20 protein-coding genes and 1 tRNA gene are annotated in these 22381 nt (G+C 69.5%); 9 read left to right on the forward strand and 12 right to left on the reverse strand.

Going from position 1 to position 22381, the window contains the following annotated elements; all coding sequences use genetic code 11:
- Positions 1 to 42 precede the first annotated feature (42 nt).
- Positions 43 to 2667, forward strand: a complete 2625-nt coding sequence (gene topA, locus AC3WRV_RS10685; protein WP_492313222.1) for a type I DNA topoisomerase — start codon at positions 43 to 45, stop codon at positions 2665 to 2667.
- Positions 2668 to 2680: 13 nt separating this feature from the next.
- On the opposite strand, the gene AC3WRV_RS10690 is transcribed toward topA, so the two are convergent.
- The 4 genes from AC3WRV_RS10690 to AC3WRV_RS10705 form a co-directional block, all read right to left on the reverse strand.
- Positions 2681 to 3100 (reverse strand): J domain-containing protein, encoded by a 420-nt coding sequence (locus AC3WRV_RS10690; protein ID WP_492313223.1) that lies wholly within the window; start codon positions 3098 to 3100, stop codon positions 2681 to 2683.
- A complete protein-coding gene (locus tag AC3WRV_RS10695; protein WP_291840336.1) occupies positions 3097 to 3936 on the reverse strand; it encodes a division plane positioning ATPase MipZ in 840 nt (279 codons plus the stop codon). The genes AC3WRV_RS10690 and AC3WRV_RS10695 overlap by 4 nt, the downstream gene beginning before the upstream one ends.
- A gap of 90 nt (positions 3937 to 4026) precedes the next feature.
- The gene (locus tag AC3WRV_RS10700) at positions 4027 to 4395 is read right to left on the reverse strand and encodes a hypothetical protein (protein WP_291840333.1); all 369 of its coding nucleotides are present in this window, start codon (positions 4393 to 4395) and stop codon (positions 4027 to 4029) included.
- The gene (locus AC3WRV_RS10705) at positions 4377 to 5054 is read right to left on the reverse strand and encodes an SPOR domain-containing protein (protein WP_492313224.1); all 678 of its coding nucleotides are present in this window, start codon (positions 5052 to 5054) and stop codon (positions 4377 to 4379) included. The genes AC3WRV_RS10700 and AC3WRV_RS10705 overlap by 19 nt, the downstream gene beginning before the upstream one ends.
- 75 nt (positions 5055 to 5129) lie before the next feature.
- Between AC3WRV_RS10705 and panC the strand changes: the two genes are divergently transcribed.
- Both panC and AC3WRV_RS10715 read left to right on the forward strand, forming a co-directional pair.
- Positions 5130 to 5996, forward strand: a complete 867-nt coding sequence (panC, locus tag AC3WRV_RS10710) for a pantoate--beta-alanine ligase (RefSeq protein WP_492313225.1) — start codon at positions 5130 to 5132, stop codon at positions 5994 to 5996.
- A gap of 2 nt (positions 5997 to 5998) precedes the next feature.
- Positions 5999 to 6832 (forward strand): aminoglycoside phosphotransferase family protein, encoded by an 834-nt coding sequence (locus tag AC3WRV_RS10715; protein ID WP_492313226.1) that lies wholly within the window; start codon positions 5999 to 6001, stop codon positions 6830 to 6832.
- 6 nt (positions 6833 to 6838) lie between these two features.
- Here the strand turns inward: AC3WRV_RS10715 and AC3WRV_RS10720 are convergent, their stop codons facing one another.
- The 6 genes from AC3WRV_RS10720 to glmU all read right to left on the reverse strand — a co-directional run bounded on the left by AC3WRV_RS10720 (position 6839) and on the right by glmU (position 13531).
- On the reverse strand, positions 6839 to 7615 hold the full coding sequence (locus AC3WRV_RS10720) for a chorismate mutase (RefSeq protein WP_492313227.1): 777 nt from the start codon (positions 7613 to 7615) through the stop codon (positions 6839 to 6841).
- 227 nt (positions 7616 to 7842) lie between these two features.
- Complete coding sequence (locus tag AC3WRV_RS10725; RefSeq protein WP_291839251.1) at positions 7843 to 8424, reverse strand: prephenate dehydratase domain-containing protein; 582 nt, start codon at positions 8422 to 8424, stop codon at positions 7843 to 7845.
- On the reverse strand, positions 8425 to 9798 hold the full coding sequence (locus AC3WRV_RS10730) for a class II 3-deoxy-7-phosphoheptulonate synthase (protein ID WP_492313228.1): 1374 nt from the start codon (positions 9796 to 9798) through the stop codon (positions 8425 to 8427).
- Between the two features lie 58 nt (positions 9799 to 9856).
- Complete coding sequence (gene gor / locus AC3WRV_RS10735) at positions 9857 to 11254, reverse strand: glutathione-disulfide reductase (protein WP_492313229.1); 1398 nt, start codon at positions 11252 to 11254, stop codon at positions 9857 to 9859.
- Positions 11255 to 11404: 150 nt separating this feature from the next.
- Positions 11405 to 12088 carry a ribose-5-phosphate isomerase RpiA gene (rpiA, locus tag AC3WRV_RS10740; protein WP_492313230.1) on the reverse strand — a complete coding sequence of 228 codons (684 nt, stop codon included), beginning with the start codon at positions 12086 to 12088 and terminating at the stop codon, positions 11405 to 11407.
- A 78-nt stretch (positions 12089 to 12166) separates the two neighbouring features.
- Entirely contained in the window at positions 12167 to 13531 is a 1365-nt protein-coding gene (gene glmU, locus AC3WRV_RS10745; protein WP_492313231.1) for a bifunctional UDP-N-acetylglucosamine diphosphorylase/glucosamine-1-phosphate N-acetyltransferase GlmU, read from the reverse strand.
- A 65-nt stretch (positions 13532 to 13596) separates the two neighbouring features.
- Here glmU and AC3WRV_RS10750 point away from each other — a divergent pair, with 65 nt between their 5' ends.
- From AC3WRV_RS10750 to AC3WRV_RS10760, 3 genes are all read left to right on the forward strand, one after another.
- Positions 13597 to 14280 carry an HAD-IA family hydrolase gene (locus tag AC3WRV_RS10750; RefSeq protein WP_492313232.1) on the forward strand — a complete coding sequence of 228 codons (684 nt, stop codon included), beginning with the start codon at positions 13597 to 13599 and terminating at the stop codon, positions 14278 to 14280.
- 76 nt (positions 14281 to 14356) lie between these two features.
- On the forward strand, positions 14357 to 15646 hold the full coding sequence (locus tag AC3WRV_RS10755; protein ID WP_291838731.1) for a dicarboxylate/amino acid:cation symporter: 1290 nt from the start codon (positions 14357 to 14359) through the stop codon (positions 15644 to 15646).
- Between the two features lie 72 nt (positions 15647 to 15718).
- A tRNA-Val gene (locus AC3WRV_RS10760) sits at positions 15719 to 15793 on the forward strand.
- A gap of 16 nt (positions 15794 to 15809) precedes the next feature.
- On the opposite strand, the gene AC3WRV_RS10765 is transcribed toward AC3WRV_RS10760, so the two are convergent.
- Both AC3WRV_RS10765 and AC3WRV_RS10770 read right to left on the reverse strand, forming a co-directional pair.
- On the reverse strand, positions 15810 to 16352 hold the full coding sequence (locus AC3WRV_RS10765) for a hypothetical protein (RefSeq protein WP_492313233.1): 543 nt from the start codon (positions 16350 to 16352) through the stop codon (positions 15810 to 15812).
- Between the two features lie 15 nt (positions 16353 to 16367).
- Entirely contained in the window at positions 16368 to 18386 is a 2019-nt protein-coding gene (locus tag AC3WRV_RS10770; protein ID WP_492313234.1) for a pre-peptidase C-terminal domain-containing protein, read from the reverse strand.
- Positions 18387 to 18576: 190 nt separating this feature from the next.
- Between AC3WRV_RS10770 and AC3WRV_RS10775 the strand changes: the two genes are divergently transcribed.
- From AC3WRV_RS10775 to AC3WRV_RS10785, 3 genes are all read left to right on the forward strand, one after another.
- The gene (locus AC3WRV_RS10775) at positions 18577 to 20718 is read left to right on the forward strand and encodes a DEAD/DEAH box helicase (protein WP_492313235.1); all 2142 of its coding nucleotides are present in this window, start codon (positions 18577 to 18579) and stop codon (positions 20716 to 20718) included.
- Between the two features lie 123 nt (positions 20719 to 20841).
- A complete protein-coding gene (locus AC3WRV_RS10780) occupies positions 20842 to 21924 on the forward strand; it encodes an ABC transporter ATP-binding protein (RefSeq protein WP_492313236.1) in 1083 nt (360 codons plus the stop codon).
- Between the two features lie 103 nt (positions 21925 to 22027).
- On the forward strand, positions 22028 to 22267 hold the full coding sequence (locus AC3WRV_RS10785; RefSeq protein ID WP_492313237.1) for a hypothetical protein: 240 nt from the start codon (positions 22028 to 22030) through the stop codon (positions 22265 to 22267).
- The last annotated feature ends 114 nt before the right edge of the window (positions 22268 to 22381 follow it).

A 22381-nucleotide genomic window follows, 5' to 3' on the forward strand; every position in this document is an offset into this window, starting at 1 on the left:
CGGCCAACCACGTTCCCGCCCCTTCGAAAGGCCCCTCCCCTTATGAATCTCGTCGTCGTCGAAAGCCCCGCGAAGGCCAAGACCATCAACAAGTACCTCGGTCCGGACTACACCGTCCTGGCCTCCTACGGCCACGTCCGAGACCTGCCGTCCAAGGACGGCTCGGTCCTGCCCGACGACGATTTCGCCATGAGCTGGGAGATCGACGCCAAGGCCTCCAAGCGCCTGAGCGAGATCGCCGAGGTCGCCAAGAAGTCCGACCGCGTCATCCTGGCCACCGACCCGGATCGCGAGGGTGAGGCGATCAGCTGGCACGTGCTGGAGATCCTGCAGAAGAAGAAGGTGCTGAAGGACACGGTCGTTCAGCGGGTCACCTTCAACGCCATCACCAAGTCCGCCGTGCTGGAGGCCATGGCGGCCCCGCGCGACGTGGACATGGAGCTGGTCGAGGCCTATCTGGCCCGCCGCGCGCTGGACTATCTGGTGGGCTTCACCCTGTCGCCGGTGCTGTGGCGCAAGCTGCCGGGCGCCCGTTCGGCCGGCCGGGTGCAGTCGGTCGCCCTGCGCATCGTCGTCGATCGCGAGATGGAGATCGAGAAGTTCCGGGCCCAGGAATACTGGTCCGTCGAAGCCGACCTGGCCGCCGACAGCCCGCCCTTCGTCGCCCGCCTGGTCAAGCACGCCGGCAAGCGGGTGCAGCGCCTGGACATCATCTCGGAAGCCATGGCGAGCGCCGCGCGCGACGCCATCAACGCCGGGACCTTCACGATCAACTCGGTCGAGAAGAAGCCGGTCAAGCGCGCGCCCAGCCCGCCGTTCATGACGTCGACCCTGCAGCAGGAAGCGTCGCGCAAGCTGGGCTTCACCGCCCAGCGGACCATGCAGGCGGCGCAGAAGCTGTATGAGGGCGTGGACGACCAGGGCGGCCTGATCACCTATATGCGGACCGACGGCCTGTACGTCAGCCCGGAGGGGATCGCCCAGGCGCGGGAAGTCATCGGCCAGCGATTCGGTCCGGCCTACGTTCCGGAACAACCTCGCTATTACAAGACGAAAGCCAAGAACGCTCAGGAAGCGCACGAAGCCATTCGTCCGACGAACATGGCCCGCGCGCCCGAGACCCTGCGTCTGGAAAGCGACCTGCAGCGCCTCTACGAACTGATCTGGAAGCGGACCATCGCCAGCCAGATGGAGTCCGCGCGCCTGGACCGCACCACGGTCGAGATCGAGGAGCCGACCGGCCAGACGGGCCTGCGCGCCACCGGCCAGGTGGTCGCCTTCGACGGCTTCATGGCCGTCTATGAAGAAGGCCGCGACGAGAAGCAGAAGGGCGCAGAGGACGATGAGGACGACACCACCCGCCTGCCCGCGCTGAAGGAAGGCTCGACCGCCAAGGTCGAGGCGATCCGCACCGAGCAGCACTTCACCGAGCCGCCCCCGCGCTTCTCGGAAGCGACGCTGGTGAAGAAGCTGGAAGAGCTGGGCATCGGCCGTCCCTCGACCTACGCCTCGATCCTGACGACCCTGCGCGACCGTGAATACGTCCGCATGGACAAGAACCGCTTCTATCCCGAGGACAAGGGACGGCTGGTGACGGCCTTCCTGGAGCAGTTCTTCCGCAAATGGGTGGAGTACGACTTCACCGCGGCGCTGGAGACCCGTCTCGACGAAGTGTCGGCGGGCGAGCTGAACTGGAAGGTGCTGCTGCGCGACTTCTGGACCGACTTCCATGCGGCCACGAGCGCCGCGGGTGAGCTGCGCACCACGGCCATCCTGGACGCGCTGAACGAGTCGCTGGGGCCGCACATCTTCCCGCAGAAGGAAGACGGATCGGATCCGCGCGAATGCCCGCTGTGCCATCAGGGTCAGCTGAGCCTGAAGACCAGCCGCTTCGGCGCCTTCGTCGGATGCTCGCGCTATCCGGACTGCAAATACACCCGCCCGGTCGCGGCGCCCGACGCCGAGGGCGGCGGGGCGGACGGCGGCGACCGCACCCTGGGCAATGACCCGGCGACGGGCCAGCCGGTCGAGCTGAAGATCGGCCGCTTCGGCCCCTATGTGGAGACCATGCCGCTGGACGCGGACAAGCCGAAACGCTCGTCCCTGCCCAAGGGCTGGTCGCCGGCGTCGCTGTCGCTGGAACAGGCCCTGCGCCTGCTGGCCCTGCCGCGCGAGGTGGGCGTCCACCCGGAAGACGGCAAGATGATCACCGCCGGCCTGGGCCGCTACGGACCCTTCGTGCTTCACGCGGGGACTTACGCGAATGTCTCTGACATCGAAGAAGTTTTCGAGGTCGGCCTGAACCGCGCCGTGGCCTTGCTGGCCGAGAAGCGCGCCGGACGTCCGGGCCGCGGCTCGGCGGTCGCGCCGCTGAAGGAGCTGGGCGAACACCCCGAGGACAAGGCTCCCGTGCAGGTCATGGCCGGCCGCTTCGGCCCCTATGTGAAGTGGGGCAAGGTCAACGCCACGATCCCGAAGGGCACCGCGCCCGAGGACATGACGCTGGAGGCGGCGATCCCGCTGCTGGCCGAACGCGCGGCCAAGGCTCCGGCGGCGAAGACGAAGAAGGCGCCCGCCAAGAAGGCCGCGCCGAAGAAGGCGGCGGCGAAGAAGCCCGCCGCCAAGAAGGCTCCGGCCAAGAAGAAGGCCGCGGCGGCGGAGGAGTAATCCTCCGCCTCGCCTATCGCTTCAGCAGATGATCCCGCGCCGCGTTCAGGCGCGCGGCCAGGCCCTGCGTCCCGCCCTGATCGGGGTGGGCGCGGGCCATCAGCCGCTTCCAGGCGGCGTTGATCTCGGCTTTCGTGGCGTCGGCGGAGACGCCGAGGAGCGAGCGAGCCTCACTGTCCGTCATGCCCTCGGCGCGCGGCGCGACGGCCCGTTGGCGCGAGGCGATGGTCAGCCACAGGCCGGCGCCGATCAGTCCGGCGCCGAACAGCCATGAGCCCCGGCTGACCGCCAGCACGCCGCCGCCGATCATCACGGCGCTGAACAGGGTGGCGGTGATGCGCCAGTGTCCCCGCCCCGCCCGCTCGCCCTGACGGCCGAGACGGACCAGGGCCCAGACCGCGATCGCCGCCAGAACCAGCCAGAGCGGGCTCAAGCCGCGGCATCGAGCGGATTGTCGAGCGTGCCGCCCTCGAGGCCCAGCGACTGCATCAGGTTGCGCAGCTCCTGCCGCGCGGCGACGTGGGCCAGCGACACGGCGACGGGACGCACGTCGTTGGACAGGTCGGCGACCGTGAGACCGAACGGGAAGAGTTCGCGGTAGATGACCCGATCGCGCAGGCCCGGGCCCATGCGGAAGCCGACGCGCTTGGCCAGCTTCTGCATCCGCTCTTCCAGGCGGCGGCGGTTGCGGGCCTCGGCCACGGCGAGGCGGTTGGTGACCACGATCCAGTCGATCTGGGCATGACGGCCCTGGGTGATCGCCCGATGCTTGCGGGCCTCCCAGACGCTCTCGGAATAGATCGAGGGCTTGAGCAGTTCGAGGGTGACCGGATCGACCTGACCCAGCAGGTCGAAGTCGACGAAGCTGTCGTTCATCGGGGTGACGATCTGGTCCGCCAGGCCGTGGGCCGTGCGCGACAGGACGGTGTCGCCCCCGGGCGTGTCGATCAGGATGACCTCGGCCCTGTTCCGGGCCTCGGCGAAGGCGGCCTCGAACCGGGTCAGCTGTTCGGCCTCGTCGGCTTTCGCGAGGGCCTTGCCGTCGCCCAGGTCGGGCTCGATCGGCATGGGCAGGGTCTGGCCGTTGCCGGCCATCCAGGCCGCGCGGTTGGCGAAGAAGCGGGCCATGGAACGCTGGCGCAGATCCAGGTCGATGATGGCCACGCGCTTGCCGGCGTGGAGCAGGCCGGTGACGATGTGGATGGCGAGCGTGGACTTGCCCGCCCCGCCCTTTTCGTTGCCGACGACGATGACCGTGGGGTCAGCCATGGGGGTTCAATCCTCAGCGCCGCCGACTCACATGCGGCCTGTTCGAGCGCCAGAATCGTCGGCGCGGGCGCGCCCGTCAACGAACGCGTGTCAGCTGTCTGTGGACTGGCCGGTCGGGTCGAGCGGCGCGCGGACGGCGCTGTCCAGGTCGCCGCGAACCGCAAGGCGGCGCGACAGGGTGGCTTCACCCCGGATCGCCATCGGACGGACCCACATCACATAGACGGCCGCGGCGGCGCTGAAGACGAAGATGAGGAGGTGGATGCCGAACACCGCGCCGAAGCCGCCGGGGTCGGCCCCCTGATCGTAGACATGTCCGTGTTTGCCCTCGATCTGGCCGGTCCCGAGCGCCATGACCAGCACCCAGCCGGCATAGATCGCCGTCAGGCCGGCGCAGGCGGCCCAGAAGAGGAAGGTCAGGCCGGTGCGGCGCTCGGGTCTCATACGGCCCGGCGGCACCAGGGATCGTCCACTCCGGCGGCGGCGCACAGGGCGGCAGCGCCAGCGGCGGGCGCGCGAACCTTCAGGCGCACGAGGTCGCGGCCGTTGACCGAGACGGCCTCGAAGGTCGGCGAAAGCCCTTCCAGCGCCCAGCCGGCGGCGCCGCTCTTGAGCCGGGACCAAGCGGCGCGGGCGGCCTGTTCGCTGGAGAAGGCGCCCAGTTGCACCAGGCCGCCCGGCGCGCGGGGCGCGGCGGCGGGACGGTCGGCGGGCAGCGCGGGACGCAGGGGCGTACGCTCGACGGCGTGCTGGATGCGGGCGCGGGTCTCGGCGACGGCGGCCTCGACCACCACGGGCGCGGCGGCCCGGGCGGCGCTGGCGGCGGCGTCTTCCATGACCCCGTAGCGGGCGTCCCAGAGCGCCGTCGGCTCCATGACCTCGACCTTCAGCGCCGGGCGCAGGCCCAGCTCGGCGACGCGGAGGGGCGCGGCGGCGGGCGCGGCCGGAAGGGAGGCCCGCTCACGCGGCGCGGGTTCGGAACCGTCCAACGGCACCGAAGCGATGCGCTCGGCGAGGGACTCGAAGCGGTGCGGGTCGCTTTCGACCATGCCGCAGGCGCTGACGCCCGCGGTCAGGAGGAGGGCCAGCACTGGACGGATCAGGAGGCTCGGCGTCATAAGCCACCCCTACCCCGGCAGGTTTTGCCGCACAGTGCACAAGCACGACTAACGCAGAAGGTTAATCCATTCACCATGGCCGCCGACCCTGTCACGCCTGCCCTGCCCATCGTCCGCACCATCGCGGACCTGCGCGAGACCGTAAGCGGCTGGCGGCGTCAGGGGTTCACCGTTGGATTCGTTCCGACCATGGGCGCGTTGCATGACGGCCACTTGTCGCTGGTGCGCGAAGCCGGACAGCAGGCGGACAAGGTGGTGGCCAGCGTCTTCGTCAATCCGACCCAGTTCGCCCCCACCGAGGATCTGGACGCCTATCCCCGGCAGGAAGGGCGCGACGCCGAACTGCTGGCCGGCGCCGGCTGCGATCTGCTGTACGCCCCGGCGGTGGCCGAGATGTATCCGGACGGCGTGACCACCACCATCAATGTCGGCGCGCCCGCCGAGGGGCTGGAAGGCGCGTTCCGCCCGCAGATGTTCGGCGGCGTGGCGCTGGTGGTGTCCAAGCTGCTGCACCAGGTCCAGCCGGACGTGGCCGTGTTCGGCGAGAAGGACTGGCAGCAGTTGATGGTGGTGCGCCGGATGGTGCGCGACCTGGACATGCCGGTCCGGATCGTGGGCCTGGCCACCGCCCGCGACGGCCATGGCCTGGCCCTGTCTTCGCGCAACGCCTACCTGTCCCAGACCGAGCTGGAGACGGCGCGCAAGCTGAACGGCGTGCTGGCCGAGGCCGGGGCGAAGGCGTCGCGGGGCGAGCCGGTCGCGCAGGCCGAACAGTGGGCCGAACAGGCGCTGAAGGCCGCCGGTTTCGACAGCGTCGACTATGTCGCCATCCGCCGGGCCGAGGATCTGTCGGTCTTCGACGGGGCTCTGGACGGCCCCGCCCGCATCCTCGCCGCCGCGAAGATCGGCCGGACCCGGCTGATCGACAATATGGCGGTCTGACCATGCTCGACCGTGCGGCCTTCGAGCCCTGGATGAGCGACTGGGCGCTGGAGGCGGACGGGGCGCCGATCCTGACTCCGACGGGCCGCTTGCTGCCGGTGCGGCAGGGCGGCGAGCCCGCCATGCTGAAGATCGCGACCGAGCCGGAGGAGCGGCTGGGCTGGACCCTGCTGGACTGGTGGGACGGCGAAGGCGCGGCGCGGGTGCTGGCGATCCGGGGCGACGGCCTGCTGATGGAGCGGGCGACGGGGACCAAGACGCCCTTGGCGGACATGGCGCGATACGGCGACGACGCGGCCGCGACGGCCATCCTGTGCGACGCCATCGCCGAACTGCATCGCCCGCGCGACAAGGCCCCGCCGCAAGGTCTGGCGACCCTCGAGGACTGGTTCCGGGACCTGTGGCCGGCGGCGGCCGAGGGCCTGGTCCCGCCGGTGATGGCCGAGACCGCGCGGAGTCTGCTGGACGACCAGCGCGAGGTGCGGCCGCTGCATGGCGACCTGCACCACGAGAACGTGCTGGACTTCGGTCCCCGCGGCTGGCTGGCGATCGACCCCAAGCGGCTGATCGGGGACCGGGCGTTCGACTACACCACCCTGTTCTGCGATCCGGACCTGTCGGACCTCGACCCGCCAACGGCGGTGCGGGCTCAGATCTTCAGCCGGCGGGTGGAGGTCGTGCTGGCCCGCTCCGGACTGGAGCGCGCCCGGCTGCTGGACTGGATCGTGGCGTGGTGCGGGCTGTCGACGGCCTGGTTCCTCCAGGACGACGACCATGAGAACGCGGCGGTCAACCTGCGGGTGGCCGAGATGGCTCTGGCCGCCCGCGAGGAGTGATGTGGCCTAGCCGACCGCGCCGACGCAGCCCTCGGCGCCGCCGACGCTGAGCGGGGCGTCGGTCAGGGACAGGGTCCAGCCGTGGTGGGTGGCCAGGCCCTGGCGGCGGATGCCGCCGCCGTCGCCCGCATCGCCGCCCACGTCGACGATGACGCGGCGGCCGTTCGGCAGGGCGGCGGGATCGATCTTGCCGACGGCCAGGGCGGTCGGGATGGCGGCGCCGCCGAAGCCGTCGAAGACGCTGAGACCCGTCCATTCGCGGCGCAGGCCGGTCCACCAGGCGTCTTCGGTGTTGATGGCCAGGACGGCGACGCCGTGGCCCTCGGCGGCCCACTTCAGCGCGGCCTGGGGGTCACGGACCGCGCGCATGTCGGCGGCGGCGCCGAAGCGCAGACGGGCGCCGTCGAAGGCGCGGGTCGGTTCGATGGGCGACCAGACCTGGACCTGCATCCGGCCCTGGCGGGCCAAACCCCAGCCGACGATCTGGCGCCAGAGGCTTTCCACCGCCTCGCGGTTGTCGGGGGCGGCGTGGGAGATCAGGCGGTCCAGCACCGCCTTCTCGCGGTCGGGGCGCAGCTTCACGTGCGGACCGGCAGGGGCGTCCTTGGCCTGACCGACGCGGGCGGCGATGGCGAGGCGGCGCTCGAACAGGGCCAGGAGCTCGTCGTCGAGCAGATCAATCTCATGGCGCAGCGCGGCCAGGGCCATGTGTTCGGGCGACAGATCAGCGGGGTTGGTCATGGAATGCGGCCAGACCTGCTGCAGGGTGTTGGATTGGGGCACGGGGGCAAGACTTTCGATTTCGATACGGCATGGAGCTTTTGCGAGCCGCCGCCCCTAGCGGGGCGGTCGCCGGCGAGGCCGTCAGGACGCGATGCCCGACGCCTCAGCCGGCGTATCGAAAGCCGTAGAAATACAGGTCCGCGGCCGCGGCGAAGCGGGCGGAGAAAGTCGCAGCGATGGCTTGCGAGCGGACCATGGGCTTCAAAAGCCGCAAGGATCGTGCGCGGTCAAGCGATTCCGGCGCTCAACAGGACGAACCGCGTGCGGTTGTCGCTGGAATCCTGGATGTCGTTGCGCAAAATCGACAGGTCGTAGACCTCGGCCGCCCGCGCGGGAGCGACGGCGGCGCGGCTGGGATCGCCAGCCTCGGCGACATCGCGCGCGGCCCCGGCGGTGTCGAAGGCCTCGACCGCCGTGACGCCCAGCGCGCCGAGGGAAGCCGGGCATTGGCGCAGGGCGATGGGGTGGCTTTCGGCCGTCTTCACCGTGCGCAGCGAGGCGCCGTGCGGAGCCATCAGGGCCAACCGGATCGGGCGCCAGACCTCGGAGACAATGGTCAGGCCGGACTGCTCGACCAGGGTCGCGGCGGGCTCCACCCGGCCGATGGTGGAATTCTCGACCGGGATCAGGGCGGCGCCGATCCGGCCCGCCTTCAGCGCGTCGATGACCTCGGCGAAGGTGTCGAAGGCAACGGGGTCGTCCCACGGACGCAGGTCGACGCAGGCCTCATGGCTGAACGCGCCGGGCGCGCCCTGATAGCCGCAGCGGCCGCCGGTGCTGTCGCCTTCCGGTCGGCCGACGCCCTGCATCTAGGCCGCTTTCGACCGAGCCTGCCGGCCGGCCTTGAGCCGTTCGGCGACGAGGAAGGCCAGCTCCAGCGCCTGATCGGCGTTGAGGCGTGGGTCGCAGTGGGTGTGGTAACGGCTCGACAGATCGTCCTCGGTCAGGGCCTGCGCCCCGCCCAGGCATTCGGTGACGTTCTGGCCGGTCATCTCCAGGTGCACGCCGCCGGGGTGGACGCCCTCGGCCTCGGCCACGTCGATGAAGCCCCGGACCTCGCCCAGGATGCGTTCGAACGGACGGGTCTTGTAGCCATTGCCGGCCTTCAGCGTGTTGCCGTGCATCGGGTCGATCGACCAGATGACGCGCTTGCCGTGCTCCTTGGCCGCCTGCATCAGGCGCGGCAGGCGGTCGCCGACCTTGTCCACGCCGAAACGGCCGATCAACGTCAGGCGCCCGGGCGTGTTGTCCGGATTGAGCGCGTCGATCAGCGGCAGCAGGTCGTCCGGCTCCATGGTCGGGCCGCACTTCACGCCGATGGGGTTCTTCACGCCGCGCATGAACTCGACGTGGGCGCCGTCCAGCTGACGCGTGCGCTCCCCGATCCACAGCATGTGGGCCGAGGTGTCGAACCATTCGCCGGACGCGCCGTCCAGACGGGTCAGGGCGCTCTCGACGTTCAGCAGCAGGGCTTCGTGCGAGGTGAAGACCTCGACCCGGCTGAGGTCCGGATGGGTCTCGGGCGTGACCCCAACCGCTTCCATGAAGGCCAGGGCCTCGGTGATCTTGTCGGCCAGCTCGCGGTACTGGGCGCCGGCAGAGCTGTCGGCCGCGAAGCCCATCGTCCAGCGATGGATGTTGTAGAGGTCGGCGTAACCGCCGCCGGCGAAGGCGCGCAGCAGGTTCAGCGTCGAGGCGGACTGGTTGTAGGCCTTGAGCAGGCGCTGGGGATCCGGGACCCGTTCCTCGGGCGTGAAGGCCATGCCGTTGATGATGTCGCCGCGGTAGCTGGGCAGCTCGACGCCGTCGATGGCCTCGACGCCCGACGAGCGCGGCTTGGCGAACTGGCCGGCGATGCGGCCGACCTTCACGACCGGCTTGCGGCCCGCGAAAGTCAGGACCACGGCCATCTGCAGGATCAGGCGGAAGGTGTCGCGGATGTTGTCGGTCGAGAACTCCTTGAAGCTCTCGGCGCAGTCGCCGCCCTGCAGCAGGAAGGCGTTGCCCGCCTCGACCTCGGCCAGCTTGGACGTCAGCCGACGCGCCTCGCCCGCGAAGACGAGGGGCGGCATGGCCCGCAGCTCATCCTCGACACGGTGCAGCGCAGCCATGTCGGGATAGTCCGTCGGCATCTGCACGACGGGTTTCTGTCTCCAGCTCTCGGGCGTCCAACGGGTACTCATGGCGCCAAGATAGGCCGGAGAGCCGTCGGGGACAATGAACGCGGTGTCGCGTTTTTCCTCAGCCCGCCGACATGTTGCCCGCGTGCTGCTTCTCGCGCAGCGTGACCAGCTCCTCGGCCATGGTCGGATGGACCGCGCAGGTGGCGTCCCACTGGGCCTTGGTGAGGCCGGCCTTCACGGCGATGGCGGCCAGCTGAATCATCTCCGGCGCCTCGGGGCCGACGATGTGGACGCCGACGACCTTCTGGCTCTGGGCGTCGACGACCAGCTTCATCAGGACGCGCTCGTCCGAGCCGGTGAAGGCGTATTTCATGGGGCGGAAGCGGGTCAGGTAGACATCGACCTCGCCCGGACAGGAATGACGCGCCTCGCTTTCGCTCAGGCCGACCACGCCGACGGGCGGCTGGCTGAACACGGCGGTGGCGACGGCCTCGTAGTCGAAGGCCTGCGGATTGTCCCTGAAGACGGTCTGGTGGAAGGCGACCGCCTCGCGGATGGCGACGGGGGTCAGGTTCATGCGGTCGGTGACGTCGCCGATGGCCCAGATGTTGTCCGCGGTCGTCTTGGAGAAGCCGTCGACCTTGATGGCCCCCTGCTCCGTCAGCTCGACGCCCGCCTTCTCAAGACCCAGCCCCTTCACATAGGGCATGCGTCCGGTGGCGAACATGACCACGTCGCTCTCGATCGTCATGCCGTTGGCGAGGTGGTTCACCAGGCCGGTCTCGGTCTTCTCGATGGACTCGTGCTGGCAGCCGAGGATGACCTTGATGCCGCGCTTCTCGATCTCGCCGGCCAGGTGGGCGCGCACGTCGTCGTCGAAGCCGCGCAGGATGTTCGGGCCGCGATAGATCAGGGTCGTCTCGACGCCCAGACCGGCGAAGATGCCGGCGAACTCCACCGCGATATAGCCGCCGCCCGCGATCAGGATGCGCTTGGGCAGTTCCGGCAGGTGGAAGGCCTCTTCCGAGGTGATGGCGTGCTCGATCCCCGGCATGTCCTCGGGCGACCAGGGCCTGCCGCCGGTGGCGATTAGGATCTTGTCGGCGGTGATCTCCCGGTCGATGGAGCCGTCCTTCTTGAGGATCTGGACGGTGTGGTTGTCCTTCAGGATCGCGCGCCCATGGACCAGATCGACGCCCGCCTTGCCCAGGTTGGCGGCGTAGATGCCCGACAGGCGGGCGATCTCGACATCCTTGGCCTGGATGAATTTCGGCCAGTCGAAGCTGGCCTCGACGGTCCAGCCATACCCCTCGGCGGTCTCGAACTGATGGGCAAAGTCACTGGCCATGACCATGAATTTCTTGGGCACGCAGCCACGGATGACGCAGGTGCCGCCGACCCGGAACTCTTCCGCGATGGCCACCCGCTTGCCGCCCAGCGCCGTCAGCCGCGCCGCCCGCACCCCGCCGGAACCGGCGCCGATGACGAAGAGGTCGTAGTCGTGGGTCTCTGACATTCTCTATCCGCTCATCCCGGCGAAAGCCGGGACCCAGTGCTGTCCAGCATGACGCCGGCGCTTCCGGACCTTCATCCGCGCCGACCGGAAAGAGTGCTCACCCAAAGGTCTGGGTCCCGGCTTTCGCCGGGATGAGCGGAGTAATTGGTATCAGGGCAGCAGCACCTCAACCCCGTCGTCCGTGCCGATGATCGCCTCGTCCGCCAGGTCGAGGAACAGACCGTGCTCGACCACGCCGGTGATCAGCTTCAGGTCGTCGGCGAGACGGGCCGGGTCGTGGATCGCGCCGCAGGCTGCGTCATAGATCAGATTGCCGCCGTCGGTGCGGACCAGGCCGCGCTCGGCCATGCGGACGCGGGCGGGCATGGCGATGTCGTGGTCCGTCAGGACGTCGGCGATGCGGTTGCCGGTCGTCTTGTGCCCGAAGGCGACGACCTCGATCGGCAGGGCGAACTTGCCTAGGACCGGCACGACCTTGGCCTTGTCGGCGATGCAGATGCAGCGGGTCGAGGCTTCCCACACCAGCTTTTCGCGCAGCAGGGCCGCGCCGCCGCCCTTGATCAGGGCCAGTCCCGGCCCGACCTCGTCGGCGCCGTCGACGGTCAGGTCGATGCGCGGGCTGTCCTCCAGCGTCGATAGCGTCAGCCCCAGTTCCCGGGCCAGTTCGGCGGTCGCCTCCGAGGTCGGCACGCAGCGCAGGCCGGTGAGGTTGCGAGCGGCCAGCGCCTTGACGAACCAGGCGGCGGTCGAACCGGTGCCCAGGCCGACGACCATCCCGGCCTCGACCCGGAGGGCGGCGGCCTCGCCGGCGTTCTTCTTTTGAATATCGGACATGGTCAGCTCGCTTGCGGGAAGGAATCGCACGGACAGGCGGGCTTTATCCGGCCATGGAGACGCGGGGAAGCGTGGTGATCAGCCCCTCGCCTTCTTCGCCCGCATCATCTCCATGAATCTGGCCGCCCAGCCGGCCTTGGCCGTCTGGGGCGCGCGGGCTAGGCCGAGATCGCCGGGAGCGACGTCGGACGTGATCACGGAGCCCGAACCGACCATGGCGCCGGCGCCGATGGTGACCGGAGCCACCAGCGAGGTGTTGGAGCCGACGAAAGCGCCCTCGCCGACCGTGGTGCGATGTTTGAAGAAGCCGTCGTAGTTACAGAAGATGGTCCCGGCGCCGATGTTGGCCTTGGCCCCCACCTCGCCGTCGCCGAGATAGGCCAGGTGGTTGGCCTTGGCCCCGGCGGCCATGGAGACATTTTTCACCTCGACGAAATTGCCGACCTTCACGCCCTCGGCCAGTTTGGCGCCGGGGCGCAGGCGGGCGTAGGGGCCGACCTCGGCGCCGCCGGCGACCGTCGCGCCCTCGATGTGGCTGAAGCTGCGGATGCGCGCGCCCGGGGCGATCTTCGCGCCGGGGCCGAAGACGACATAGGGCTCGATCGTCGTGCCGCCGCCGACCTCGGTGTCCCACGAGAAGTGGACGGTGTCAGGCGCGGCCATGGTGACCCCGGCGGCGAGGAAGGTCTCGCGCTGCACCTTCTGGAACAGGGCCTCCGCGACGGCCAGTTCGCCCTGGGCGTTGACGCCCATGACGGCGTCCTCGTCGGCCATGACGGCGCGGGTCGGAGCGCCGCGTCCGCGGGCCAGCTCGACCACGTCGGTCAGATAGTATTCGCCCTTGGCGTTCTCGTTCTTCACCTCGGCCAGCAGTTCGAACAGCAGGCCGATCGGCGCGGCCATGACGCCCGAGTTGCAGGCGGTGATGGCCAGGACCTCGGCCGACGCCTCCTTGGCCTCGGTGATGGCGGTCAGGGTCTCGCCGTCCATGACCAGGCGGCCGTAGGCGCCGGGATCGCGGGCCTCGAAGCCGATGACGCGCACGCCCTCGGTCTGGGCGAAGACCGGCTCGATGTCGGCGGCGCGCAGCAGGGGCACGTCGCCGTAGGTGATCACCACCTGGCCGACAAAGTCGCCGAGCACGGCCTCCGCGGCGCGGACGGCGTGGCCGGTGCCCAGCGGCGGGTCCTGCACGGCGATGGCGTCCTCGCCCAGCCGCGCGACGACGTGCGCGCGCACCTCCGGCGAGTGGGAGCCGACGACGACCACGATGCGCTCGCAGCCCAGGGCCTCGGCGGCGTCGATGGCGTGATCCAGCATGGCGCGGCCGCCGACCGGGTGCAGCACCTTGGGCAGCGGCGATTTCATCCGCGTCCCCTGCCCGGCGGCGAGGATGATGGCGGCCCTGGCTTCAGAAGATCTGGGTTCGGCGTGGGTGGTCATGAATCGGTCCGGCGGATAGTCACCGGTCCGGTCTAGCCCATCGGGGCCGCTGACGGGAGAGACGGGTGACGCAGCGGGATCTCGACGGCTGGACCATCGCCTTCGACCTGGACGGGACGCTGGTGGAGACCCACGTCGATCTGGTGGGGACGCTGAACCGGATGCTGGTCGCGCGCGGCCTGCCGGCGGCGCCGATGGACAGCGCCGCCTCCCTGATCGGCGGCGGCGCGCGAGCCATGCTGCAGCACGGCTTCGAGCGGGCGGGCGCGACCTGGGACGAGGCGGATGCGCCGGCCCTGTTCGAGGCCTTCCTGGCTGACTACGTCCTGCACATCGCCGACCATTCGCGGCCCTATCCGGACGTGGTCGAGACGCTGGAGCGGCTGGCGGCGCGCGGGGCGATCCTGTGCGTGGCGACCAACAAGCGCACCGACCTGTCCATGCTGCTGCTGGAAAAACTGGACCTGACCCGGCATTTCGCGGCCATCGCCGGGCCGGACAAGGTCAGCGCGCGCAAGCCCTCGGGCGCCCATCTGATCGAGGCGGTGCGGATGGCCGGCGGCGATCCGGCGCGGGCGATCATGGTCGGGGACGCCCCGCCGGACGTCGGCGCGGCGAAGAACGCCGGCCTGGCCTGCATCGTCGTCACCTACGGCTACACCCCCATAGCGCCCGCCGAACTGGGCGGAGACGTGCTGATCGACGCCTTCGCGCAGCTGGAAACGGCGATTGACCGGCTGGTCGGCTAAAAACCGCGCCTCGGGCGGTTGCGGTTTGCTGCACCTGCTAACATCTGCAAGGGCTGGCCACTCGAAAGACCCGTCCATGATCCGTCGCTTCTTCGCGATCCCGCTGTGGATTCGGACATTCGCCGGCTTCGGCCTCGGCATCCTCGCCGGCCTGATCCTGCGGGATAAGGCGGAGGTCTGGCTGCAGCCGATCGGCGACGTCTATCTGAACCTGATCCGGATGGTGGTGGCGCCGCTGGTGCTGTTCACCATCGCCAGTTCGATCGCCAAGCTGGGCGAAGGCGCCGGGGCGGTACGGCTGGGCGTGCGGACCCTGGTCTGGTTCGCCATCACCTCCCTGCTGGCCGTGCTGGTCGGTTTCGCCTTCGGCCACCTGATCAATCCGGGCATGGGGCTGAGCAACCTGCCGCTGGGCGAAGTGCGTGAGCGGGTGATCCCGACGCCCCTGGAGGTGCTGATCGGCATCGTCCCGACCAATCCCTTCGCCGCCCTGAGCGACGGCAAGGTGCTGCAGATCATCTTCTTCTCGGCCCTGGTCGGCGGAGCGCTGGTGGCGCTGGGCGACCGGGCCCAGACGGCGCGCCGGCTGGTCGATGAGGGCGCGGCGATCGTCTTCCGCATCACCCGCTGGGTCATCCAGTTGACCCCCTTCGGCGTGTTCGGCCTGATCGGCTCGGTCGTCGGCGGCTACGGCTGGGAGGCCCTGCTGCCGCTGGGCAAGTTCATCTTCGCCATCTACGCGGCCTGCCTGTTCCACATCCTGATCGTCTATTCGGGCCTGCTGAAGCTGCACGGGCTGAAGGTCCGCAGCTTCTTCCGCGGCGCCTTCGCGGCCCAGCAGACGGCCTTCGCCACCTCCTCGTCGCTGGGCACCCTTCCGATCACCCTGCGCCAGACGGTGGAGCGGCTGGGCGTGCCCCAGGCCTACGCCGCCTTCGCCGTGCCCCTGGGCGCCAGCGTCAAGATGGACGGCTGCGGCGCCATCTATCCGGCCATCGCCTCGATCTTCATCGCCCAGTATTTCAACATTGATCTGTCGCTGACCCAGTACGTCCTGATCGGCCTGACCGCCGTGCTGGGCTCGCTGGGCACCGCCGGCGTGCCCGGCACCTCGATCGTCATGCTGACCCTGACCCTGTCGACGGCGGGCCTGCCGCTGGAAGGCATCGGCTACATCGTGGCCATCGACCGGATCATCGACATGATGCGCACGGCGACCAATGTCACGGGCCAGATGCTGGTCCCCGTGCTGGTCGCCAAGGAGGAGAAGATCCTCAACGAGGACATCTACAACGGCCACGTGGCCTGGCTTCCGGGCGACCCGGAGGCTGAAACGCCGGACGCCGTGAAAGCATCGGGCATCTAGGCTTGCGCCATCGGGGAGGTCGGGCTATGTCCGCGCCCTCCCCGACAGGCACATGGCTGCGGGGCCCGAGATGGATGTGTAGCTCAGCGGGAGAGCACCTCGTTCACACCGAGGGGGTCACAGGTTCAATCCCTGTCACATCCACCATTTCCTTCCTGCTCCTTCAGACTCCGTAGCCTTCGTCGGCGCAGACGACCGGCTCGCGGATTGCGGTCAATCCGCCGTCGGCGGACACGTCCCATGCCGCTTCGGCGCGCAGCAGGCCGAAGTCGCCGTTGTCGACCGCATATTCGGCGCCCACCAGAGCGATGACGCCAGGCTCCGGCGTCGAGTCCTTCAGCCCCCGGCTCGCCCGCTTGCATTCATAGGCGACGTAGCTCTCGGCGGTGCGTCCTGACGCCCGAACCGTGTCCACGCCTCGCCACAGGGCATGATCTCCAGCGCGACCGATTTCGATCTTGGAGACGAAGATCCAGTCGCGTGGGTTCGAAAGCGAGCGGTGAACGCCGATCGCAACCGGCGCACGCACGAAGGAGCCGCCATAGTTTTCATAACCGGCGATTCCCCGCTCTTCGCCACCCGACCAGGTCGCCCCCACCAGGGCGCGTTCCGGACCGCGAGCCTGGGTCTGCGCGGCGGTTCCGCATGCGGCCGCCAGGCTCGCCAGGATCACAAAACCGCCCAGGATCGACCCCGATGCTTTCATCACTTCATCCTCTCGCTATTCGGCGACCGGCAGGCGCACGATCACGTCGTCGACCTGCACGCCGCCCCGGTCGATGACCAGGTTCTGGTAGTTGCGCTGGCCGTCCTGGGTTTCCGATTCGACGTCCTCGACCTCGGTGCGGAACTGACGGCGCAGATAGGTGGCCAGTTCGCCCGCGGTGACCAGGCGGTCGCCGTCCATGTCGGCCTCGCCGGACATACCCTCGCGCAGGAAGTGGGACAGGTAGCCGCCGGCGCGAAACTTGTCGGCCACGGCGCTGGTCAGGTCCTCTTCCGAACTGAACAAGCCCATGACGCCGGGGCGGTCGACGACGTTGCGCGCGAAGCCGCCCGAGTAGCAGGCGTCGATCACCAGCAGCGACAGGCGGGTGCGCAGCGTCCCGAACAGGCGGCCCATCTCGGCGTCGCTGATCTCGCCGTCGCGCAGGACGATGGACTCGCTCTTGCCGTCCGGCTCGACGCCGCTGACCGCGACCTCGTTCTGGTCGCCGTGGCCGGAGAAGAAGAACAGGAACATGTCGTCCGGCCCGGCCTGGGCCGCGACGCGTTCGAAGGCCGAGCGCACGCCCGCCACCGTGGCCTCGGCGTTGGTCAGGACGACGCTGGCGTCGTTCAGCGAGCCTTCGCGCTGCAGCGCCTCGGCCAGCTTGCGGGCGTCCTCGTCGGTGAAGGCCAGGTCGTTCTGGGCGCCGCCGTAGTCCGAAACCCCGACCATGACCGCGAACACCCGCGCGCCGCCGGGCGCCGCCGCCTGACGCGAGGATTCCTGACCGGGCTCGACGGTGAAGCGATACGAGCCCGTCTCGCCCGGACGATAGGAGGTGACCTGGACCTCGTACCGGCCGTCTTCCGGCAGGGTGATCTGCTGGCGGCTGTTGGTGCCGTCGTCGCCGTCGTCGTTGTCGAACTGCTCGCCCGAGGGGGAGCGCACGATGGTGTAGGCGTCGAAGGCCGAGGAGGTCAGCTCGACCGCCACGCGCTCGCCGCGCCGGCCGTTGAAGGTGTAGCGGTCGAAATACTCGCCGCTGTCGAGGGTTTCGTCCCCGCTGGACAGGGCCCCGCCGATGGCCTGGCCGATCTGGATCTCCCCGCCGGGCGAGGCCTGTTCGGACGCTCGCACCGCGGCCGCGGGCGGCTTCTCGGCGCCGGCGCCTTCCAGCACCGACAACTGGTAGGCCCCCCGCTCTCCGGCGGCGTAGCTGGTGGCGGTGATGGTGTAGGCCCCGTCGGCCGGCAGGGTGACCAGCAGGCGGCTGTCGCGCGAATCCGCTGCGGAGGCGTCGTCGTCGTTGAACTCGGAGAAGCCGTCGGGACCGGAGATGGCGACATAGGGATCGAAGGCCTGTGAGGTCAGGCGGATGTCCAGCTGCTGCCCCCGGCGACCGGCCAGGGTCCAGCTGTCGGTGTACTCGCCGCTGCTGAGCGTCGCGTCGCCGTCCCGCAGTTCACCCGAGACCGGCCGGCCCAGGCGAATCACGCCTGTTGGCGCGGCGGCGGCCGGCGCATCGGCCCCGCCGCCCACGGCGGTCAGCCGCAGGGTGTAGGCTCCCGTCTCGCCCGCCCCATAGCTGGTCGCGCCGATGGTCACGACGCCATCCGCCGGGACGGTGAACCGGATCCGGCTGTCGCGCGAGCCGCGCGCGGCGGGATCATCGTCGTTGTCCTCGCTGAGACCGCCCGGACCGCGCACCAGCAGGTAGGGATCGAAGCCCCGGCCGGACAGGGTCGCCTCATAGGTCCGACCGCGCCGCAGGGGCACGGTGTAGCGGTCGATGTATTCGCCGCTGTCGAGGGTGGCGTCGCCGCCCGCCAGCTGGTTGCGAACGGTTTCGCCGACCGCCAGGCCAGGCTCGATCCGGCCGGTCGGCCTGACCTGGACGGGCGACGTATCCGGCGTGGCGCGCGTGCCCGAGGCTCCGACGGCGGGCGTGTCCTGTCCCGGACGGACCTGGGCGAAGACGGGTGCGGCCAGGACGGTAAGGGCGGTCGTGGCGGCGAGAACGGTTCGAAGCATGAAATCCCCCAGTCGGCGCAGCTTGCCCTGACACGCCCAGCTTGTCAGCGGGAACCGCCCCCCGCGTCAGGAAATGGCGGAACAGCGCTCCCGGGGCCGCGGTTCCGCCTTGATTGCGGCGCACATGCCCCGCCCTTCGCTTGCCGGAATGGCTGGCGCGCGCCGCGTCGGCGCCCTACGGACCCTGCCCATGCCCTTCCCCGCCAGCCATCCCGCGCTTGACCGCGCGCTTTCCGAACGCGGCTATGCCGAGCCCACCCCCGTCCAGGCCGCCGTCCTGGAGGCCGAACAAGGCCGCGACCTGCTGGTCTCGGCCCAGACCGGCTCGGGCAAGACGGTGGCCTTCGGCCTGGCCCTGGCTCCCACCCTGCTGGGCGAAGCCGAGAAATTCGCCGAGTTCGGCGCCCCCGTCGCCCTGGTGATCGCGCCGACGCGCGAACTGGCGCTGCAGGTGTCGAACGAACTGCAGTGGCTCTACGCCCAGACCGGCGCGCGAATCGTCTCGTGCGTCGGCGGCATGGATCCCAAGACCGAGCGCCGTCAGCTGGATCGCGGCTGCCATATCGTCGTGGGCACCCCGGGCCGCCTGCGCGATCACGTCGAGCGCGGCGCGCTGGACCTGTCGACGCTGCAGGCCGTCGTGCTGGATGAAGCCGACGAGATGCTGGACATGGGCTTCCAGGAAGACCTGACCTTCATCCTCGACGCCGCCCCGGCCGAGCGCCGCACCCTGCTGTTCTCGGCGACGCTGGCGCGCGACATCGTGCAGCTCGCCAAGACCTATCAGAAGGACGCGCTGCGGATCGACACGGTCGCCGGCGCCGGCTCGCACGCCGACATCGAGTACAAGGCCATCCGCGTCGCCCCGAACGAGGTCGAGCTCGCGGTCGTCAACGTGCTGCGCTATTTCGAGGCGCCCGGCGCCCTGGTGTTCGCCAACACGCGCGAGCGGGTGAAGCATCTGACCTCGTCCCTGCGCGAGCGCGGCTTCTCGGTCGTCGGCCTGTCCGGCGAGCTGACCCAGAGCCAGCGGTCCGAAGCGCTGCAGGCCCTGCGTGACGGTCACGCCCGCGTCTGCGTCGCCACCGACGTGGCCGCCCGCGGTCTGGATCTGCCCGACCTGGGCCTGGTCATCCACGCCGAGATCCCGGTCAACAAGGCCGGCCTGCTGCACCGTTCGGGCCGTACGGGCCGGGCGGGCAAGAAGGGCGTGTCTGTCCTGCTGGTCAGCTATACGCGCCGCCGCAAGGTCGAGCTGATGCTGGGCTCCGCCGGCATCAAAGCCGAATGGTCGGGGCCTCCGAGCGCCGACGAGATCCGCGCCAAGGACCAGCAGCGCATGCTGACCGACCCCGTCCTGACCGCTCCGGTCGAGGACGAGGACATGCTGGCCATGGGCCGACAGCTTCTGGAGAAGAGCACGCCCGAGCAAATCGCCGCCGCCCTGATCCGGTTGTACCGCGAGAAGCTGCCGCCGCCCGAGGACGTCTATGACGACGACCGGATGAAGCGTCAGCAGGAGAGCGGCAAGAACGACAAGGGCCAGCCGGACGTCCCGTACACGGACTTCGCCCGCGGCGGGGACATGGCCTGGTTCCGCATCAATATCGGCCGCGACAAGAACGCCGACCCGAAGTGGCTGATGCCGACCATCTGCCGTCTGGGTCACGTGACCAAGCGCGACATCGGCGCGATCAAGATCTTCGACCGCGAGACCAAGTTCGAGATCACCGAGGAGATGAAGGCCAAGTTCGAGGCCGCCATCGCCCAGGGTCTGGAAGACGGCGTGAAGATCGAACCGGCGGTCAAGCCAGGACCGTCCGAGAAGCCCGTCAGCCGCTGGGACAAGAAGCCCGCCGGCGGCGGGGATCGTCCCGACAAGAAGCCCTGGAAGGCGCGCGGAGAGGGCGGCGACAAGCCCGCCTGGAAGCCCCGGGAAGACCGTCCCGAGGGCGCCAAGAAGCCTTGGGTCAAGCGCGAGGACGGCGACAAGCCGGCCTGGAAACCGCGTGAGGACCGCCCGCAGGGTGAAAAGAAGCCCTGGGTGAAGCGCGATGACGCCGCGGCTCCGGCCGCCGAGGGCAAGAAGCCCTGGGTCAAGCGGACCGCCGCCGATCCGACCCCTCCCGGCAAGAAGCCGTGGGTGAAGAAGCCCGCCGCCGAGGGCAAGACGCCCTGGACGCCGCGATCGGACGCCGAGGCCGCTCCGGCCGCCGCCGGCGACAAGCCGTGGAAGGGCAAGCCCAAGGGCGGCGACCGTCCGTGGGCGGCCAAGGACGCGCGCGGCAAGCCGGCCGCGAGCAAGCCTTTCAAGCCCAAGGGTCCCCGGTAACTCCGGGGCCCACGCCGCCCTGCGTCGCCTTGCGCCGCGACTGTAACCGTTTACGGTGACATCGAAATCGGCTCGAACGGCGGCCAACGCCGCGAGTCGGGCGACAAGAAACGGGCAGGAAACATGGCGGACGTCCGGCTGACCGGCGTGACGAAGCGGTTCGGGACGACCGAGGTGCTGAAGGGAATCGATCTCCAGATCGAGGACGGCGAGTTCGTGGTCTTCGTCGGCCCCTCGGGCTGCGGCAAATCCACCCTGCTGCGCACTATCGCGGGTCTGGAAGAGGCCTCGGGCGGCGAGATCGCCATCGGCGGACGCAAGGTCAACGACCTGTCCCCGTCAGACCGCGGCATCGCCATGGTGTTCCAGTCCTACGCGCTCTATCCGCACATGAGCGTGTATGAAAACATGGCCTTCGGGCTGAAACTTGCGAAGGCGGACAAGGCGGAGATCGACCGCCGGGTGCGCGCCGCCGCTGAAACGCTGAACATCACCGACTATCTGGAGCGCAAGCCCAAGGCCCTGTCTGGCGGGCAGCGCCAGCGCGTCGCCATCGGCCGGGCCATCGTGCGCGAGCCGCAGGTCTTCCTGTTCGACGAACCCCTGTCCAACCTCGACGCCGCCCTGCGGGTGCGCATGCGCTACGAGTTCGCCGGGCTGCATGAGCGGCTGAAGACGACCATGATCTACGTCACCCACGACCAGGTCGAGGCCATGACGCTGGCCGACCGGATCGTGGTGCTGAACGCGGGCGTGATCGAACAGGTCGGCGCCCCGATGGAGCTGTACGAACGGCCCCGCAACCTGTTCGTCGCCGAGTTCATCGGCAGCCCGAAGATGAACCTGATCCCGGCCGAGATCGTCACCGCGACGGCGAAGGCTGCGACCGTGAAGACGGCCGCGGGCGATACGCTGAAGGTGTTGGTGGACGCCTCGACCGCCAAGGCGGGCGACAAGGTCACCCTTGGGATCCGTCCCGAACACCTAGCCCTAGGCGGGTCCAGCGGCGGGATCATGACGCAGGTGACCTTCGCCGAGACTCTGGGTCACGCCACCTATGCGTATGCGACCTACGGCGAGACGGCCCTTACGGTGCAACTGCCGGGCGACGTGCGGCCCCAGACGGGCAAGGCCCTGGCGCTGGCGGTTCCGTCGGAGCAGGCGCACCTGTTCGACACCGGCGGGATCGCGTTCCCGCGCAGCTGACGAACCGCCCGGGATACCCCCTGTGACAACACCTGCAGGTTGAGGCTCTTCTCAATCTGTGATGGTATTGACGCGGGCGCTTTCGCCCTTAGGGAGGTTACCGATGAAGACCATCGCCAAACTCGCCTTCGCCGCCGCCATCGCCTTGGCGGCCGCCTCCGGAACCGCGACCGCATCCCCGCCGCCCGCCGCGACTTCGGGACCCTGGGCCAGCGTCGCCTATCTTTCGGGCGGTCAGCTGGTGGGCGGCGCGCAAATCTATTGCGACACCGATCCTGTGACCTGGGGCAACACCACGACCTACGATTCCGAGGTGTGGACCTACTATTACATGTGTCCCTGATTTTGACCGGCGGCGCCCCTTCGGGGGCGCCGTCCTTGCTGCGGAGATCGCCTTTTCCGCACTTGCCGCGACCACTCGTGTTGCATCGCACAAGGGGAGGCTTCTAGATGGCGG

The organism is Brevundimonas sp. EU05-FHT14B11, assembly GCF_058790835.1.